Origin of the sequence: Rhodoblastus acidophilus, from assembly GCF_900187365.1 — a bacterium.
Taxonomy (GTDB): Bacteria; Pseudomonadota; Alphaproteobacteria; order Rhizobiales; family Beijerinckiaceae; genus Rhodoblastus; species Rhodoblastus acidophilus.
In genome coordinates this window covers 304,224-318,771 of record NZ_FYDG01000002.1, presented here as the reverse complement: position 1 = coordinate 318,771, position 14,548 = coordinate 304,224, and the positions used below count along the sequence as shown (strand labels likewise).

16 protein-coding genes and 2 tRNA genes are annotated in these 14,548 nt (G+C 65.2%); 6 read left to right on the top strand and 12 right to left on the bottom strand.

Annotation, left to right across the window (positions count from 1 at the left end):
• Positions 1 to 88: 88 nt before the first annotated feature.
• The 5 genes from CFB24_RS06760 to trxA all read right to left on the bottom strand — a co-directional run bounded on the left by CFB24_RS06760 (position 89) and on the right by trxA (position 3,727).
• Complete coding sequence (locus tag CFB24_RS06760) at positions 89 to 1,399, bottom strand: ammonium transporter (RefSeq protein ID WP_088519817.1); 1,311 nt, start codon at positions 1,397 to 1,399, stop codon at positions 89 to 91.
• Positions 1,400 to 1,416: 17 nt separating this feature from the next.
• A complete protein-coding gene (locus CFB24_RS06755) occupies positions 1,417 to 1,755 on the bottom strand; it encodes a P-II family nitrogen regulator (protein ID WP_088519816.1) in 339 nt (112 codons plus the stop codon).
• Between the two features lie 132 nt (positions 1,756 to 1,887).
• Positions 1,888 to 2,136, bottom strand: coding sequence for a Trm112 family protein (locus CFB24_RS06750; RefSeq protein WP_088519815.1), 249 nt, complete (start codon positions 2,134 to 2,136; stop codon positions 1,888 to 1,890).
• 8 nt (positions 2,137 to 2,144) lie between these two features.
• Positions 2,145 to 2,816 (bottom strand): LON peptidase substrate-binding domain-containing protein, encoded by a 672-nt coding sequence (locus tag CFB24_RS06745; RefSeq protein WP_088520108.1) that lies wholly within the window; start codon positions 2,814 to 2,816, stop codon positions 2,145 to 2,147.
• Positions 2,817 to 2,827: 11 nt separating this feature from the next.
• Positions 2,828 to 3,727 carry a thioredoxin gene (gene trxA / locus CFB24_RS06740; RefSeq protein ID WP_088519814.1) on the bottom strand — a complete coding sequence of 300 codons (900 nt, stop codon included), beginning with the start codon at positions 3,725 to 3,727 and terminating at the stop codon, positions 2,828 to 2,830.
• A 208-nt stretch (positions 3,728 to 3,935) separates the two neighbouring features.
• On the opposite strand from trxA, the gene CFB24_RS06735 reads away from it, so the two are divergent.
• Together CFB24_RS06735 and CFB24_RS06730 are read left to right on the top strand one after the other, a co-directional pair.
• Positions 3,936 to 4,010, top strand: a tRNA-Gly gene (locus CFB24_RS06735).
• 236 nt (positions 4,011 to 4,246) lie between these two features.
• Positions 4,247 to 4,321, top strand: a tRNA-Gly gene (locus tag CFB24_RS06730).
• A 78-nt stretch (positions 4,322 to 4,399) separates the two neighbouring features.
• Here CFB24_RS06730 and cysQ read toward each other — a convergent pair.
• Positions 4,400 to 5,209 (bottom strand): 3'(2'),5'-bisphosphate nucleotidase CysQ, encoded by an 810-nt coding sequence (gene cysQ, locus CFB24_RS06725; protein WP_088520107.1) that lies wholly within the window; start codon positions 5,207 to 5,209, stop codon positions 4,400 to 4,402.
• 192 nt (positions 5,210 to 5,401) lie between these two features.
• Here cysQ and cysD point away from each other — a divergent pair, with 192 nt between their 5' ends.
• Positions 5,402 to 6,304: a sulfate adenylyltransferase subunit CysD gene (cysD, locus tag CFB24_RS06720; protein ID WP_088519813.1), complete on the top strand. Its 903-nt coding sequence runs from the start codon at positions 5,402 to 5,404 to the stop codon at positions 6,302 to 6,304.
• Positions 6,304 to 8,151 carry a sulfate adenylyltransferase subunit CysN gene (gene cysN, locus CFB24_RS06715; RefSeq protein ID WP_088519812.1) on the top strand — a complete coding sequence of 616 codons (1,848 nt, stop codon included), beginning with the start codon at positions 6,304 to 6,306 and terminating at the stop codon, positions 8,149 to 8,151. The genes cysD and cysN overlap by 1 nt, the downstream gene beginning before the upstream one ends.
• Positions 8,152 to 8,176: 25 nt before the next feature.
• Here the strand turns inward: cysN and lepA are convergent, their stop codons facing one another.
• Both lepA and CFB24_RS23010 read right to left on the bottom strand, forming a co-directional pair.
• A complete protein-coding gene (lepA, locus tag CFB24_RS06710) occupies positions 8,177 to 9,982 on the bottom strand; it encodes a translation elongation factor 4 (RefSeq protein ID WP_088519811.1) in 1,806 nt (601 codons plus the stop codon).
• 87 nt (positions 9,983 to 10,069) lie between these two features.
• Positions 10,070 to 10,501: a hypothetical protein gene (locus CFB24_RS23010; protein WP_104469609.1), complete on the bottom strand. Its 432-nt coding sequence runs from the start codon at positions 10,499 to 10,501 to the stop codon at positions 10,070 to 10,072.
• Between the two features lie 173 nt (positions 10,502 to 10,674).
• Here CFB24_RS23010 and rph point away from each other — a divergent pair, with 173 nt between their 5' ends.
• On the top strand, positions 10,675 to 11,385 hold the full coding sequence (gene rph, locus CFB24_RS06700; RefSeq protein WP_088519810.1) for a ribonuclease PH: 711 nt from the start codon (positions 10,675 to 10,677) through the stop codon (positions 11,383 to 11,385).
• The gene (rdgB, locus tag CFB24_RS06695) at positions 11,382 to 12,005 is read left to right on the top strand and encodes an RdgB/HAM1 family non-canonical purine NTP pyrophosphatase (protein WP_088519809.1); all 624 of its coding nucleotides are present in this window, start codon (positions 11,382 to 11,384) and stop codon (positions 12,003 to 12,005) included. Before rph ends, rdgB begins: the two co-directional genes overlap by 4 nt.
• A 26-nt stretch (positions 12,006 to 12,031) precedes the next feature.
• Here rdgB and CFB24_RS06690 read toward each other — a convergent pair whose 3' ends face one another.
• The 4 genes from CFB24_RS06690 to gluQRS form a co-directional block, all read right to left on the bottom strand.
• Positions 12,032 to 12,265: a hypothetical protein gene (locus tag CFB24_RS06690; RefSeq protein WP_088519808.1), complete on the bottom strand. Its 234-nt coding sequence runs from the start codon at positions 12,263 to 12,265 to the stop codon at positions 12,032 to 12,034.
• A gap of 169 nt (positions 12,266 to 12,434) precedes the next feature.
• Entirely contained in the window at positions 12,435 to 12,758 is a 324-nt protein-coding gene (locus tag CFB24_RS23570; RefSeq protein ID WP_244593080.1) for a hypothetical protein, read from the bottom strand.
• Positions 12,759 to 12,819: 61 nt separating this feature from the next.
• Positions 12,820 to 13,032, bottom strand: coding sequence for a cold-shock protein (locus CFB24_RS06680; protein WP_088519806.1), 213 nt, complete (start codon positions 13,030 to 13,032; stop codon positions 12,820 to 12,822).
• A 610-nt stretch (positions 13,033 to 13,642) separates the two neighbouring features.
• Positions 13,643 to 14,536, bottom strand: coding sequence for a tRNA glutamyl-Q(34) synthetase GluQRS (gluQRS, locus tag CFB24_RS06675; RefSeq protein WP_088520106.1), 894 nt, complete (start codon positions 14,534 to 14,536; stop codon positions 13,643 to 13,645).
• Positions 14,537 to 14,548 lie beyond the last annotated feature (12 nt).

The window sequence follows — 14,548 nt, the reverse complement described above, 5'->3', positions numbered from 1 at the left end:
ATGCCGCCCCATGAAAAAGCGCCGCGGCCTGGGCCGCGGCGCGATGGTTTACAGTTGAACGCCAGGGGCGCGTCAGGTCAAGCCGGCGTCAGGCGTGCAGCGTCTCGCCATGCAGGGCGAGGTCGAGGCCCTCGCGCTCCTGATCCGGGCTGGCGCGCAGGCCGATCAGCACATCGACGATCTTCAGCACGAGCGCCGTGCCGAGCGCGCACCACAGGCCGACGACGACTACGCCGATCCCCTGGACCGCCAGTTGGTGGGCGTTGCCTTCGATCAGGCCGGAGATCCCCGGCTGGCCGTCGGCGGCGCTCACCGAAGCCGTGGCGAACACGCCGGCCAGCAGCGTGCCCAGAAAACCGCCGACGCCGTGAACGCCGAACACGTCGAGCGAATCGTCGTAGCGCAGCCGCATTTTCAGCACGGTCGAGGCCCAGAAGCAGATGATTCCCGCCGCGACGCCGATCACCGCGCCATGCCAGGGCAGCACATAGCCGGAGGCCGGGGTGATCGTGCCCAGGCCTGCGACGGCGCCGGAAATCAGGCCGAGCACCGAGGGCTTGCCGCGCTGCGCCCATTCGAGTCCGCCCCACACCAGCGCGCCGGCGCAGGCGGACAGATGCGTGGCGGTGATGGCGTAAACGGCGCGCGGGCCGGCCGCGAGGGCCGAGCCGCCGTTGAATCCGAACCAGCCGACCCACAGCAGGCCCAGGCCGACGAACGCCATCGACAGGTCGTAGGGCGACAGGTTTTCGCGGCCATAGCCCATGCGGTTGCCGACCATCAGCGCCGCGACGAGGCCCGCCACGCCCGCGTTGATATGCACGACGGTGCCGCCGGCGAAGTCGATCACGCCGAGGCTTTGCAGGAAGCCGCCGCCCCACACCCAATGCGCGGTGGGGATATAGACCACGAACAGCCAGAGGATGGCGAACAGGGTGAAGGCCGAGAATTTCATGCGGTCGGCGGCGGCGCCGCCGACCAGCGCCACCGTGATGACGGCGAACGTCATCTGATAGGCGCAGAACAGCAGTTCGGGGATGGTTTTCGCCAGCGTGCTGATCGACTCAAGCCCGATTCCGTTCAGGAAAATGGCGGAAAAATCGCCGATCCAGGCGTTGTCGCCGCGAAACGTCAGGCTGTAGCCGATTCCGAACCACAGCAGCGACACCAGCGCCGTCGCCATCAGGCTTTGCGCCATGGTGGCGAGGACGTTCTTCTTGCGCACCATGCCGGCGTAGAACAGCGCCAGGCCGGGCAGGGTCATCATCAGCACCAGCGCCGTGCACAGGATCATGAAGCCGGTGTCGGCGGGGTCGATCTTGCCCTCGGCCGCGAAGGCGGGGCTGGCGCAAAGCGCGAACGCCCCGGCGAAGCCGAGGCGGGAGAGAAGGGATTTCATGGGAGCCTCGCGCGGCGTCAGACGGCGTCGTTGTCGGTTTCGCCGGTGCGGATGCGCACGGCGCGTTCGACCGGGCTGACGAAGATCTTGCCGTCGCCGATCTGGCCGGTGCGCGAGGCCGCCTGGATGGCGTCGAGCGCGATATCGACCTGTTCGTCGCGCACGACGATCTCGACGCGCAGTTTCGGCAGGAAGCTGACCATATATTCGGCGCCGCGATAGATTTCGGTGTGGCCCTTCTGGCGGCCGAACCCCTTGGCCTCGCTGACGGTCATGCCGTCGATCTTGAGGTCGAGCAGGCGCTCGCGGACTTCATCGAGCTTGTAGGGTTTGATGATGGCGGTGATCAGCTTCATGACGGGACCGTAGGTTATGCTCACAGACGTCGCGAAGCTGTGCCATTTCCAGGCAGTCCGCACAAGATGCGGTCAGGCGATCCGAGCAAACTTTGATCGATGCGATCAATTGTCGCACAAATCGCCTATTTTTCAAGCAGCGTCATCCTCCAGGCGCCTTGCCTCTTCCGGCAGCATGATCGGAATGCCGTCACGGATCGGATAGGCGAGGCGCGCCGCCAGCGACACCAGTTCATTGCGCTCCGAATCATAGCGCAGCACGGTCTTGGTCAGCGGGCAGACCAGAATTTCCAAAAGGCGCGGATCGATTCCGGCGGCGGCGGCCACGGATTTGGGGGCGCCCGCCTCGGGCGCGGTGTCTTGGGGTGTGTCCTGTGTCATGGCGGATCCTATTGCAACGGACGATCGGAATGGGTGGCGCGCGAAAGGGCGAGTTCGGCCAGCGCCAGCAGCAGGTCGGCGCGGCCCGCCAGCCCCGAGGCTTCCAGCAAGGCCTGCTTCTCCGACGGGCTGAACGGCCCGATCATGGAGAACACCGAAATCATGTCGAAATCCGGCATGGCCTCGATGTCCTTGCGCGCGATTTCCAGCTTGAGCGCCTTGGAGAGATCGAAGGCGACGACGTTGAGCACGTCGCGCCGATCCGACGAGATGGTCTCCTCCGGCGCGAAATCGTCGGAAAAATCCGAGAAATCGACCCGCGCCCGGCGATAGGGGGCCTCGACCGGCAGTTCCTCCACCAGCCGGAAACGGGCCACGCCGCTCAGCACCACGAAATAGCGGCCATCGCCGGTCTCGGACAATTGCGTGATGCGGCCGGCGGCGCCGATGGCGCGCAGCGGCGGCGTTTCGCCGGGCGCGCCGTCGCGGTCGTCGCTCGGCTGAATCATGCCGATCAACCGTTCGCCCTTCATGGCGTCGTCGAACATGGCGAGATAGCGCGGCTCGAAAATGTTGAGCGGCAATTGGCCGCCGGGCAGGAGAATGGCGCCGGTCAGCGGAAACAAGGGCAGTTCGGCGGGCAGTTCCGCGGGCGCCCGATAAGGCTTGTTCATCGACATGCGGGAGCCCATCAGGAAAACAACAATGCGGACAATTGCCGGCGCGCGGCGCGCGTGGCGGCGTCGGTCGGCCCCCAGCCCTCGAAGAACTCCAGCAGCAGCTTGCGCGCGGCCTCGTCGTTCCATTTACGGTCCTGCTTGACGATCACCAGCAGCTCCTGCGCCGCCGCCTCGCGCTTGCCGGCCGCATTCAGGGCGACCGCGAGATCGTAACGGGCCTGATGGTCGTGCGGGGCGCTCTCCACCCGCGCCAGCAGCAGGGCCATATCGCCGACGGAATTGGCTTTTTCCTCCAGCGCCAGCAGGGCGCGGACGGCGGCGACCGCCGGATTGCTGGCGTGCTTTTCGGGAATTTGCGCGAGAATCGCCTGGGCCTGTTCCGAATCGCCCTGCGCCAGCGCGCAACGGGCGAGTCCGGCGAGCGCGCCAGGATGTTCGGGGTCGATCTGGAGAATCTGGGCGAATCCGGCTTCCGCCACCGCGATCTGGCCGGCTTCGACCAAAGCCTGCGATTCGGCCAGCAGCGCGTCGATATCGGCGCCCTCCGGCCCGAGCAGGCGCTGGATGAAGGCTTTGATCTCGCTCTCGGGCAAGGCGCCGGTGAAGGCGTCGGCCATCTGTCCCTGCACGAAGGCGACCACGGCGGGCACGGACTGGACGCCCATTTTCTGCGCGATCTGCGGGTGCTCGTCGATATTCATCTTGGCGAGGCGAATCTTGCCGCCAGCCTGTTTGACGAGCTTTTCGAGACGCGGCGTCAGCTGCTTGCAGGGGCCGCACCAGGGCGCCCAGAAATCCACCAGCACGGGACGGCTGAGGGATTCCTGCATCACCTCCGCACGGAAGCTCTGCAAAGTGACATCGACGATGTCGGGGCCGGAAGCGGGGAGCGAAGGGGAAGGCTCAGGCATGACGCATCCAATGGCGCGGGACGAATTTGCCCTAAAATGGCGGTCGCGCCGGGCTTTCGCAAGCATTTCGCCGAGGCAGGCCCCGGAAAATATCGCTCAGGTCGAGCCCGATGACATTTTTACAAAAAAAGTCGTTTCCCCATGTTGCAATGCCGGAAGGTTTGCGGCATATAGCCGTCACGCCGCGCCGAGCGGCGGCTTGACGGAAGCGGGTGTAGCTCAGGGGTAGAGCACAACCTTGCCAAGGTTGGGGTCGAGGGTTCGAATCCCTTCGCCCGCTCCAGTTCAAGCAAAAGCGCATCTCCGGGGCCGGTTGTTTCGACAACCGGCCCCGCGCATTTTGGGGTGCCTTCGCCCCCGCAAGCCATCACATCGCTCCGTTCCGGTCCGCCCCCGCCAGCGGCCAACCCTTGGCTTGTGGAAACAGGAAAGACGCGCGATGAGAGCCTCGCCAGTTGCAATGCCGGAAAGTTTGCGGCATATAGCCGCCACGCCGCGCCGAGCGGCGGCTTGACGGAAGCGGGTGTAGCTCAGGGGTAGAGCACAACCTTGCCAAGGTTGGGGTCGAGGGTTCGAATCCCTTCGCCCGCTCCAGTCAAACCAGGCGCATCTTCGGGGCCGGTTGTTTCAACAACCGGCCCCGCGCGTTTTGGGGCCGTTCAATCCTTCGGTTCAGCCGTTTTTCGGCTTGCCGCGCGCGATAAAACCGGGATTGGCGTAGCCGTCGCCGGATTTGCCGTAAACGAAGGGCGCGCCCTCGACGGTTTCGGTGCGCCCCCCGGCCGCGCGCAAAATGGCGTCGCCCGCCGCCGTGTCCCATTCCATCGTGCGTCCGAAGCGCGGGTAGAGGTCGGCCGCCCCTTCCGCCAGCAGGCAGAATTTGATCGACGAGCCGGAGGGGGAGGCGTCGCAGCCCGTGCGGGCGATCCAGTCCTGCGTCTCCCGGTCGAGATGCGAGCGGCTCACCACGGCGACGGGCTTGTCGGCCTCGGCGCGGCAGCCGATGACGGTCCAGGCGATTTCGGCGGGGTCGGTCGCGCCGACCCGGATCGCGCCGCTGCGGGCGCGATCCGGCCAGCCGGCCCAGATGCGGCCCAGCGCCGGCGCGAAAACCACGCCGCAGACCGGCGCGCCGTCGCGAATCAGCGCGATATTCACGGTGAACTCCTCGGCGCCCTTGAGGAATTCCTTGGTGCCGTCGAGCGGGTCCACCAAAATGAAATTGTCCGCGCCTTGGGCGGCGGCGGGCGCGTCAGCTTCCTCGGAGACGATGGGAATGTCGGGCAGGGCGCGCGACAGACGCTCGAGAATCACCTGATTCGCCGCGAGATCGGCCGCCGTCACCGGGCTGCCGTCCGATTTCGACCGCGCCGGGGCGTCGTTGCGCCAATAGGGCAGAATCGCGGCGCCGGCGTCGAGCGCGGTCGCGACGAACAGATCGGCGAGCGCCGGCAGTTTCAGGGAAGTGTCCGATTCGGCCATGGCGCGCCCTTGCGAGGAGTTGGGGCCGCCGATGCGAACGGCCGCGCCGGCAGCAAAGACTCCGACCGCGCCCGCGTCAAGCCAGCCGGGCGAGAGAGAACAAATCTCCACCGCCTCGGACGAAGCAAGAAGGGTTTTCTAGACAAGCCGGCGCGTCCGGGCCTAACCTTGGCGGGAGGGAACGCGCGTTTCATGCCTTTGACCGAACATTTGCGCCGCCTGGAGGCCGAATCGATTTTCATTCTCCGCGAAACTGTCGCAGAGTTTCAAAACCCGGTTCTGCTCTATTCGATCGGCAAGGATTCCAGCGTCTTGCTTCATCTTGCGCGCAAGGCGTTCTATCCGGCCAAGCCGCCGTTTCCGCTGCTGCACGTCGATACCACCTGGAAATTCCGCGACATGATCGCCTTCCGCGACGAGACAGTGGCGCGGCTCGGCCTGGATTTGCGGATTCACGTCAACCAGGAGGGGATTTCGCGCGGCGTGTCGCCCGTTGCGTCCGGCTCCGCGCTGCATACCCAGGTGATGAAGACCGAAGGGCTGCGCCAGGCGCTGGACAAATGGGGATTCGACGCCGCGCTCGGCGGCGCCCGCCGCGACGAGGAGAAAAGCCGCGCCAAGGAGCGCATTTTCTCGCATCGCACCGCCGCCCAAGGCTGGGACCCGAAAAACCAGCGGCCGGAATTGTGGCGCGTGTTCGACACGCGCCTCGCGCGCGGCGAATCCATGCGCGTGTTTCCGCTGTCCAACTGGACCGAGCTGGACGTGTGGCGCTATGTCGCGGCGGAGAACATTCCCGTCGCGCCGCTCTATTTCGCGCGGCCGCGCCCGGTGGTGCGCCGCGACGGCGCGCTGATCATGGTCGATGACGACAGATTGCCGCTGCGCCCCGGCGAAAAGCCGGAATGGCGCAGCGTGCGCTTCCGCACGCTCGGCTGCTACCCGCTGACCGGCGCCATCGAGTCCGAAGCGGCCGACGTCGCCGCGGTGATCGCCGAAATGCGCGCCGCCACCACCTCCGAACGCCAGGGCCGGCTGATCGATTTCGACGAATCCGGCTCAATGGAGCGGAAAAAACGCGAGGGCTATTTCTGATGGCGCCGCCCGCCCTGCGCTTTCTCACCTGCGGTTCGGTCGACGACGGCAAGTCCACCCTGATCGGCCGGCTGCTTTACGAGCGCAGCCTGATTTGCGACGACCAGCTCGCGAATCTTGAACGCGATTCGAAGAAATTCGGCACGACCGGCGCGGCGGTGGATTTCGCGCTGCTGGTGGACGGGCTGGAGGCCGAGCGCGAGCAGGGCATCACCATCGACGTCGCCTATCGCTATTTTTCGACCGACAAACGGTCCTTTATCGTCGCGGACTGCCCTGGCCACGAGCAATACACCCGCAATATGGCGACCGGCGCGTCCCATTGCGATCTGGCCGTGCTGCTGGTGGATGCGCGCAAGGGGCTGCTGGCGCAAACCCATCGCCACGCCAATATTGTGGCGCTGCTCGGCGTGCGCCATGTCGTTCTGGCGGTCAACAAGATGGATTTGGTCGATTACGACCGGGCGGCGTTCGCGCGCATTGTGGCGCAGTTCGAGGCGGCGCGCGCGGCGCTGAATTTTTTGAGCGTAACGCCGATTCCGCTTTCGGCGCGCCATGGCGACAATGTTTGCCGCCCCTCCGCCAACATGCCCTGGCATGACGGGCCGGACCTGCTGGGTTTTCTCGAAACCGTCGATGTCGAGGACCGCGCGGCGCGGCCGCTGCGTTTCCCGGTGCAATGGGTCAATCGCCCCGACGCCGATTTTCGCGGGCTGGCCGGGACGCTGGCTTCGGGCTGCGTCGCAAAGGGCGATGAAATCGTGGTGGCGGCCTCGGGCGGCAGGAGCCGGGTGGCGCGCATCGTCGCCATGGGCGGCGATCTCGACCGCGCCGAGGCGCCGGACTCCGTCACTTTGGTCTTCGCCGACGAGATCGACGCCTCGCGCGGCGACCTTTTGTGCGATCCGCGCCATCGGCCTGAGGTGGCCGACCAGTTCGCGGCCGATCTGATCTGGATGAGCGAGGAGGCGCTCTATCCCGGGCGCTCCTATCTGTTGAAATGCGGCGGAAATTGCCTGCCGGCCAGCGTCACCGAGATCAAGTATCGGCTCGATGTCGAGACCCAGGCGCAGATCGCCGCCAAAAAGCTCGGCCTCAACGAGATCGGATTCTGCAATCTGGCGCTGTCGCGGCCGATCGCCTTCGACGCCTATGCCGACAACCGCGTCACCGGCGGCTTCATCCTGATCGACCGCGCCACCCATGGCGTGGCGGCGGCGGGGGTGATCCGCTTCGCCCTGCGCCGCGCCCAAAACGTGCATCCGCAGGCGCTGTCGCTCGACAAGGCCCGGCGCGCCGCCCTCAAGCGGCAGAAGCCGGCGCTGCTGTGGTTCACCGGCCTGTCCGGCGCCGGCAAATCCACCATCGCCAATCTGGTCGAGGTGGCGCTGGCGCGGCGCGGCGTCCACACCGCGCTGCTCGACGGCGACAATGTCCGCCACGGCCTGAACAAGGATCTGGGCTTTACCGAAGCCGACCGGGTCGAGAACATCCGCCGCGTCGGCGAGGTGGCCAAGCTGATGCTGGACGCCGGGCTGATCGTGCTATGCGCGTTCATCTCGCCGTTCGCCGCCGAGCGGCGCATGGCGCGGGAGCTGGTCGCGCGCGACGAATTCGTCGAGATTTTCATCGACACGCCGCTGGCGACCTGCATCGCCCGCGATCCCAAGGGTCTGTATCAAAAGGCGCTGGCCGGACAGATCAAGAATTTCACCGGCGTCGATCAGGCTTATGAGCGGCCCGAGGCGGCGGACATCGTCATTGGCGCGGATTGCGTGGAGGCGCAGCAGGCGGCCGACCGGATCGTCGGCTGGCTCGACGCGCGCGGATTTCTCGCGCCGGATTGACCGGCGCGGCCCACAGGCTCGCGGCTCAGCTGTCCATCTTCAGCGCGGCGATGAACGCTTCCTGCGGAATGTCCACCTTGCCGAACTGGCGCATCCGCTTCTTGCCTTCCTTCTGCTTGTCCAGCAGCTTGCGCTTGCGCGACACGTCGCCGCCGTAGCACTTGGCGGTCACGTCCTTGCGCAGCGCGCGGATGGTCTCGCGGGCGATGATTTTCGCGCCGATGGCGGCCTGAATCGGGATCTGGAACATATGCTGCGGGATCAGCTCGCGCAGCTTTTCGCACATGGCGCGCCCGCGCGATTCGGCGCGGGTGCGATGCACCAGCATCGACAGGGCGTCCACCGGCTCGGCGTTGACCAGCACCGACATTTTCACCAGATCGCCGGCGCGATAGTCGACGATGGTGTAGTCGAACGAGGCGTAGCCCTTCGAGATCGACTTCAACCGGTCGTAGAAATCGAACACCACTTCGTTGAGGGGCAGTTCATAGACCACCATGGCGCGCTTGCCGACATAGTTCAGGTCGACCTGAACGCCGCGCCGGTCCTGGCAAAGCTTCAGCACCGCGCCGAGATATTCGTCGGGGGTCAGGATGGTGGCCTTGATCCAGGGCTCCTGAATTTCGGTGATTTTCACGACGTCGGGCATGTCGGCGGGATTGTGCAGCTCGATCACATCCCCGTTGTTCATATAGATCTTGTAGATCACCGAGGGCGCGGTGGCGATCAGGTCGAGATTGAACTCGCGCTCCAGCCGCTCCTGAATGATTTCGAGATGCAGCAGGCCCAAAAAGCCGCAGCGGAAGCCGAAGCCCAGCGCCGCCGAGGATTCCATTTCGAAGGAGAAGCTGGCGTCGTTGAGCCTGAGCTTCCCCATCGCCGCGCGCAAATCCTCGAAATCGGCGGCGTCGACCGGGAACAGGCCGCAGAACACCACGGGTTGCGCCGGCTTGAAGCCGGGCATGGCCTCGGCGCAGGGTTTTCTTTCGTCGGTGATGGTGTCGCCGACGCGGGTGTCCGCCACCTGCTTGATCTGGGCGGTGATGAAGCCGATCTCGCCGGGGCCGAGCTTTTCGACATCCTGCATTTTCGGCCGGAACACGCCGATGCGGTCCACCTCGTAATGGGCGCCCGTGCCGAGCATCTGGATTTTCTGGCCCTTTTTCAGGGCGCCGTCGAAAATGCGCACCAGCACGACCACGCCGAGATAGGCGTCGTACCAGGAATCCACCAGCAGAGCCTTCAGCGGCGCGGTTTCGTCGCCTTTGGGGGCGGGCAGCTTCTTGACGATGGCTTCGAGCACGAGGTCGATGCCGATGCCGGTTTTGGCGGAGATCGGCACGGCTTCGGAAGCGTCGAGGCCGATCACTTCCTCGATCTGCGCCTTGATGCGGTCCGGCTCGGCGGCGGGCAGGTCGATCTTGTTGAGCACCGGCACGATCTCGTGGCCGGCGTCGAGCGCGTGATAGACATTGGCGAGCGTCTGCGCCTCCACGCCCTGCGAGGCGTCGACCACCAGCAGCGAGCCTTCGCAGGCGGCCAGCGACCGCGACACCTCATAGGCGAAATCGACGTGCCCGGGCGTGTCCATCAGGTTGAGAATATAGGTCTGCCCGTCCTGCGCTCGATATTCGAGGCGAACCGTTTGGGCCTTGATGGTGATGCCGCGCTCGCGCTCGATGTCCATGGAATCGAGCATCTGCTCGCTCATGTCGCGCGCCGCCACCGTGCCGGTGTCCTGGATCAGCCGGTCGGCGAGCGTGGATTTGCCATGGTCGATATGGGCGACGATGGAAAAGTTGCGGACGTTGTTAATGCTATGGGCGGTCATTGCCCGCAGATAGCAGGCGGATCAAGCGAAAGGAAGGGCGAAGCGCAAAAATTCGCTTCGCCCGACCCCACCTTTTAGCTGGGGCGGTCAGTCGCACCAGGCGCGGCGATAGCCGACCACATCGCCCCATTCGTCGTAAACCGGCCGGCGGCAGCGATAGCGTTGCGAGGCGGCGCCCGCCGCGATGGCCGCGCCGAGCACGCCAAGGCCGATGGCGGCCCCGACTCCCGCGCCGCCGCCGCCGTGATGACGATGGCCGCCGCCGTAATAACCGCCGCCGCCTCCGCCGCCGTAACGGCCTCCGCCGCCGCCATAGTGTTGGCCGCCGCCGCCGTAGTGCTGGCCGCCGCCGCCGCCGCCATAGTGCTGGCCGCCTCCGCCGCCGCCTTGGCGTTGGCCGCCAACGCCGGCGAAGCCGCCCTGCTGGGCATCCGCCGCCGTGCTGGCGAGGGCGAAGGAAAGCGCCGCCGCCAGGGCGACGATCTTGCCGAAGCTGCGTCCATGAGGCTGCTTGACCATTTACGTCTCCTTGTGTGTTGGCGTCGCCAAATCCAGCCCAATGCTAAACCTCCGCCCGCGCGGGCGCAATTCGACGCTCGGCTGCGGCGCCCGATTGCAACGGCGCCGTTTTGCGGTTTTGTAAAAGGCTTGGTATCAGAGCGGCCGACCGAACTCTGTTCCAGGAAAAAAATATGCGTCCGTCCAAACGCGCGCCCGATGCGATGCGCACTGTCTCCCTCGAGCGCAACGTCACGCGCTATGCCGAAGGCTCCTGTCTGGTGAAATTCGGCAATACGCATGTGCTGTGCACGGCCTCGCTGGAGGACAAGCCGCCGCAATGGCTGCGCGGCCAGGGCAAGGGCTGGGTCACCGCCGAATACGCCATGCTGCCGCGCGCCACCCACACCCGCACGCGCCGCGAGACCGCCAAGCCGTCGGGCCGCACGCAGGAAATTCAGCGCCTGATCGGCCGCTCCCTGCGCGCCGTCACCAATCTGCAGGCGTTGGGCGAGCGCCAGATCACCGTCGATTGCGACGTGATCCAGGCCGACGGCGGCACCCGCACCGCCTCGATCACCGGCGCCTGGGTGGCGCTGCACGATTGCCTGAAATGGATGCGCGACCGCTCCATGATCAAGGACATGCCGCTGAAGGACCATGTCGCCGCCGTGTCCTGCGGCATTTATCAGGGCTTTCCGGTGCTCGACCTCGATTATGACGAGGATTCCGTCGCCCATACCGACGGCAATTTCGTCATCACCGGAACCGGCGGGCTGGTCGAAGTGCAGGCGACCGCCGAGGGCGCGGTGTTCTCCGAGGAGGAGCTGATCAAGCTGCTCGGTCTCGCGCGCAAAGGCGTGTCGGAGCTGGTGCTGCTGCAGAAGCAGGCGCTCGGCGCATGACTCGGAAACTCGCCGGCGAAATCGTCATCGCCACGCATAATCCGGGCAAGTTGCGCGAAATGCGCGAATTGCTCGCGCCCTATGGGGTGGAGGCGGTTTCCGCCGGCGAATTGGGATTGGACGAGCCGGAGGAAACCGGCTCGGACTTTTTGAGCAACGCCCTGATCAAGGCGCGCGCGGCCGCCAAAACGGCCAATCTGCCTGCTTTCGCCGACGATTCCGGCCTGTGCGTCGAGGCGCTCGGCGGCGCGCCGGGGATTTATTCGGCGCGCTGGGCGGGCGAGAGCAAGGATTTCGCCGCCGCCATGGCGCGGATCGAAGCGGAGACGAACGCGTCGGGATCGCCGTCGCGCCGCGCCCATTTCGTTTCCGCGCTGGCCGTGGTCTGGCCCGACGGCGAAGAAGCGACGTTCGAGGGCAAGGTTTTTGGCGAGCTGACGTTTCCGCCGCGGGGGACGGCCGGTTTCGGCTACGATCCCTGCTTCACGCCGGACGGCCACAGCCGCACGTTCGGAGAAATGACGGCGGAGGAAAAGCACGGCCTTCCCGCCGATGGGTCGGAAGCCCTGTCGCACCGGGCGCGGGCGTTCCAGATGTTGGCGAAAGCGTTGTTGGGGTAGGGCCCGCCGCAGGGCGCGCTCAGGCCTCAGTCGCGATAGGGGGGAACCTGCACCAAAGTGCCGATCAAGCGCAGCAAGGCCTGGTGTTCAGGCCCGTTGGCGTTGGCTTTCAGGAACGCGGCCAGTTCGATATGCGACAACCGGCCGCCCGAGGGCGCGTTGGGCTGGTGAATGATGAAAGCGCGCCCATCGGCGGGCTCGCGCGCCAGAAACCACGTGTCCCCGTTGGGGCTCCGGTATAATTCGCGCCTGTCTGACATTTTGGCTGCTCCCTTGATTTTCGTTCCCGCCGGCCTGGGGCGATGATCCGCGCGATTTCCCGATCTTGCGCATCAAGACAGGCCAGGGCGGGCGCCTCGCCAAGGTTTCAGATGTCCGACCCGCGGAGGATGTGACGGCTCGAATGGAAAAGTCGCGCGGTGGTTTCGGTCACCCGCGAGCCGCTGTCAGCAGTCTTTCGACCACGACGCGTTCATAACCTTCCTGCTCGTTCTTGATTCTATATTGAAGGCCTGATCCTCCGTCGGGGAGGAGCCTTGTGATCTTGAACACGGCGCCGTCGGATTTTCCATCGAGGAGCACCTGGGCGTTGAGCGCGAATTTGTGCTTCGCAGTCGCGGCCATCGGCCTTGCGTGGGTTGAACTCTGCGATTTGTCGCGCACGATACGTCCTTTCGATCGCCTGTCCGAATATCTGTCAAACAGAAAACTGAATAAAAAGAAAAAGCCTCGGGTATAGGCCCCGAGGCTCATTGATCTCGCAACGCATCGCGCCAGTACATCCGTGGACTGCGACGCGTTTGCGAGAAAGAACTTATTCGACCGCTTGCAGGCGCGAGGCGGACGTCTTGCCCGTGCGGCGATCCGCCATCAGCTCGTAGCTGAGCTTTTGGCCTTCGTTGAGGCCAAACATTCCGGCCTGTTCAACGGCGCTGATGTGCACGAACACATCTTTGCTTCCGTCGTCGGGCTGGAGAAAACCAAAGCCTTTTTGGCCGTTGAACCACTTCACAATGCCGGTTGCCATGCTGAGACTCCTTAGCGCAGGCTTAAACAGGCCCATCGTCGGGCGATGCGCCATTTTCATCGATATTTTTGGAGGAGGTCGTCAGCAGCTGCGTGGTAAACGCGGGGCCAAGGCATCGGCCTAAATTTTCGATATTCAATATGTAGGCGATATTGGCTCAGAATACAAGGCGATAATATTTTATTTCTATTTGCTTTCCCCGGCGTGGGGCGTCGCGATTTCGCTCATGGATCGCCCTGCCGCGGCCATCGCGGCTCCGGCTGGGCGATGGCTTTACGCCATGTCTTGCGGTTTGATCGGGGCGCTTCGTTGCATGAGGTTTCCTTTGGGAAATTCGACCAGGGGTTGCAATGAGTCTGCGTAAAACTGAAGAAGACCGCGATATTTCCTGCGATTTTCGTGCGAAAACCTGCGCAAATCGGTCGATTCTTGCGCATGCAGCTTGGCGGTTGCGTACGAAATTTGGGGGACGCAGGCGCGCAGACTGGCCGCGCCGCGTCGGGCGCGGCGTCTATTTATCTTTTATGAACAAGTCGTTATGTCAAGTCGCGCGGCGACGCTCGTTTCACGTGGAACATAGCACGAACAAGATCTTGTGCTTTTCGCATTTTCACTTTTGCGCGGGAAACGACCGGGGATCCGCGAAATCGCCGCCCATCCGCTCGTTGAGCAGCGCCAAAAGGCCGGCGCGGGTCAGGCCCGCCGCGCGCAATTCCCGCAGCGTGGTCGAGCCTTTGCTCTTGGCCAGCTTGCCGCCGTCCGAATCCAGCACCAGCCGGTGATGGCGGTAATCCGGCGTGGGATAGTTCAGCAGGCGTTGCAGCAGCGCGTGCAGGGCGGTCGCCGGCGCGAGGTCGGCGCCGCGCACGACATCGGTGATCCCCTGCGCGGCGTCGTCGTGGACGCAGGCGAGATGATAGGAGGCGGGGGTGTCGCGGCGGCCGATCACCACATCGCCCCAAAGCTCGGGGCGGCCGGTCATGGCGTGAGGCGTCTCGCCCTCGAAAAACTCGCGCCAGCGCGGCGGGGTGGGGACGGCCGCCAGGGCGCGGGCCATGTCGAGCCGCAAGGCGAAGGTTTCGCCCGCCGCGATCCTTTCCGCGCGCTGGCGCGGCGACAGGGCGCGGCACAGGCCGGGATAAAGCGGCGAGCCGTCGGGGTCGCGCGGCGTCCCGGTCTTGTCGGCGAAATGGGCGGCGATCGCGCCGCGCGTGCAAAAGCAGGGATAGGCCAGCCCGCGCGCGACGAGTTGGTCCAGGGCGGCGCGATAAGCGGCGAAAAATTCGGATTGGCGGCGCTCGGGCCGGGGCCAGTCGAGGCCGAGCCAGGCCAGATCCTCGCGGATCGCCTGCTCGAACTGCGGTTTCGAGCGGGCGCGGTCGATATCCTCGATGCGCAGCAGCAAGGTTCCGCCATGGCGTCGCGCCAGCCGCGCGTTCATCAGGGCTGAATAGGCGTGGCCCAGATGCAGGAAGCCGTTGGGCGAGGGCGCGAAGCGGCAGATCACTTCAAATCT

Excerpts from the sequence above, each read along its gene's own strand:
- CFB24_RS06760 (WP_088519817.1), bottom strand. The coding sequence starts at position 1,399 with ATGAAATCCCTTCTCTCCCGCCTCGGCTTCGCCGGGGCGTTCGCGCTT.
- CFB24_RS06755 (WP_088519816.1), bottom strand. The coding sequence starts at position 1,755 with ATGAAGCTGATCACCGCCATCATCAAACCCTACAAGCTCGATGAAGTC.
- CFB24_RS06750 (WP_088519815.1), bottom strand. The coding sequence starts at position 2,136 with ATGACACAGGACACACCCCAAGACACCGCGCCCGAGGCGGGCGCCCCC.
- CFB24_RS06745 (WP_088520108.1), bottom strand. The coding sequence starts at position 2,816 with ATGTCGATGAACAAGCCTTATCGGGCGCCCGCGGAACTGCCCGCCGAA.
- trxA (WP_088519814.1), bottom strand. The coding sequence starts at position 3,727 with ATGCCTGAGCCTTCCCCTTCGCTCCCCGCTTCCGGCCCCGACATCGTC.
- cysQ (WP_088520107.1), bottom strand. The coding sequence starts at position 5,209 with ATGGCCGAATCGGACACTTCCCTGAAACTGCCGGCGCTCGCCGATCTG.
- cysD (WP_088519813.1), top strand. The coding sequence starts at position 5,402 with ATGCCTTTGACCGAACATTTGCGCCGCCTGGAGGCCGAATCGATTTTC.
- cysN (WP_088519812.1), top strand. The coding sequence starts at position 6,304 with ATGGCGCCGCCCGCCCTGCGCTTTCTCACCTGCGGTTCGGTCGACGAC.
- lepA (WP_088519811.1), bottom strand. The coding sequence starts at position 9,982 with ATGACCGCCCATAGCATTAACAACGTCCGCAACTTTTCCATCGTCGCC.
- CFB24_RS23010 (WP_104469609.1), bottom strand. The coding sequence starts at position 10,501 with ATGGTCAAGCAGCCTCATGGACGCAGCTTCGGCAAGATCGTCGCCCTG.
- rph (WP_088519810.1), top strand. The coding sequence starts at position 10,675 with ATGCGTCCGTCCAAACGCGCGCCCGATGCGATGCGCACTGTCTCCCTC.
- rdgB (WP_088519809.1), top strand. The coding sequence starts at position 11,382 with ATGACTCGGAAACTCGCCGGCGAAATCGTCATCGCCACGCATAATCCG.
- CFB24_RS06690 (WP_088519808.1), bottom strand. The coding sequence starts at position 12,265 with ATGTCAGACAGGCGCGAATTATACCGGAGCCCCAACGGGGACACGTGG.
- CFB24_RS23570 (WP_244593080.1), bottom strand. The coding sequence starts at position 12,758 with ATGAGCCTCGGGGCCTATACCCGAGGCTTTTTCTTTTTATTCAGTTTT.
- CFB24_RS06680 (WP_088519806.1), bottom strand. The coding sequence starts at position 13,032 with ATGGCAACCGGCATTGTGAAGTGGTTCAACGGCCAAAAAGGCTTTGGT.